The following is a 1336-nucleotide window of genomic DNA, read 5'->3' as shown; positions in this document are numbered from 1 at the left end:
GTTAGCTACAATTACTTACTCATATTTAAAAATAAAACTGAACTGAATTTGAAACTGAAAAATCCAAATATTTTATTATTGATTAGTATATTAATTTTCATTATCGCTTGTAGCCAAAAAAATTATTGTACGAATGGTAATTGCGGAGAAAATTGGAGTGGATTGGCTGTTTTAATTTCTGGAATATTTGGAGTTTTTATTGGAGGAGCTTGTATATCTTGGCTCGCAAATCCATTAATCTTAATTTCGTGGTTGACATTTAAAAAAACTAAAATTTCTTTAGTAATGAGCATTATTGCTTTATCTTTTGGAATGAGTTTTTTATTTTTTGATGAAATAATAATAAATGAAGCAGGACACTATGGAGAAATAACAGGATATGAAATTGGATTTTACTTATGGAACTTAAGTTTTGTAATTATGATTATCCGAAATATAATTAGTTTGAAAAACAAAAAAACTGTAGCTAACAATGTATAACCGCAATTACGGCGGATTCGACTACGTCCGAATCCACTCGGAATTGCTAACGTCAGTGCTAAACCGAAAATTAACGCATATTAATCGTAACTTCGGTTATACCTACCGTTAGCCATAATTTAAGAAATGACGATATTAACAGAAAATCAAGTAACTGAACTTTGTGTTTTTATAGAAAATCGAATAGAAAAAATCGGTTGTGACCACTCGTTGAAATACACTTTTGAATGGGCTGAAAAAAATGGAATTGATAAGTGTGACCTAATTGACGTTTTGGAATCGAATGGTGGATTTTGTGATTGCGAAGTAACATTTAATTTACCGGAAGGTTGTGATTTAGAATTAGAGTCCGAAAACAAAGAAATGGACTTTAAAAATCCTTTCAAAATACCGCTGAATTTTCAACAGACCGAAAATAAAGTTTATACAAAAGCACTATTTTCGAGTTCTGAATACGACCATAATAATTACACGAAAAATGGCGAATTATTAATTCCAGCACCATTTGGATTTAAACCAAAAAAGAGAGTTAGGAAAAGTATGCACTTCTTTAACGGAACTGAATCGGAATTGCCTACTGAAATTGGAATTGTAAAAGAAATAGAACCGATAAATGGAAAAGAGTTTGCGAAAAAAATTCGTGATTTAAAATTAGGTTCTCTTTCGAGATTTTCGGAAAGAGATGCTGAGTATTACTTTTCGAGAATTGAAAAAATTGACATTGGAAAACCAATGGGAACGCATTTTATGGAAAGAACAGGAATTGGAGGAACGAAAGTTGAATTAAAAGTGCATAAAGTAATATATAGAAAATAAAAAACTATGGCTAACACCGTGTATAATTCATTGCTAGTTA

General features: G+C 30.5%; 2 protein-coding genes. Both read left to right on the top strand.

Annotated features, from left to right (window positions below):
• Positions 1-480: hypothetical protein (locus KLA_RS17220; RefSeq protein ID WP_235183595.1), on the top strand; the 480-nt coding region annotated here is incomplete at its 5' end.
• 126 nt (positions 481-606) lie between these two features.
• Positions 607-1296: a DUF2695 domain-containing protein gene (locus KLA_RS17215; protein WP_034647413.1), complete on the top strand. Its 690-nt coding sequence runs from the start codon at positions 607-609 to the stop codon at positions 1294-1296.
• Positions 1297-1336 lie beyond the last annotated feature (40 nt).

The organism is Cellulophaga geojensis KL-A (assembly GCF_000568425.1).
Classification (GTDB): Bacteria; Bacteroidota; Bacteroidia; order Flavobacteriales; family Flavobacteriaceae; genus Cellulophaga; species Cellulophaga lytica.
Note: the sequence above shows the minus strand (reverse complement) of the source record. Positions and strands in the feature narration are given on the sequence as shown.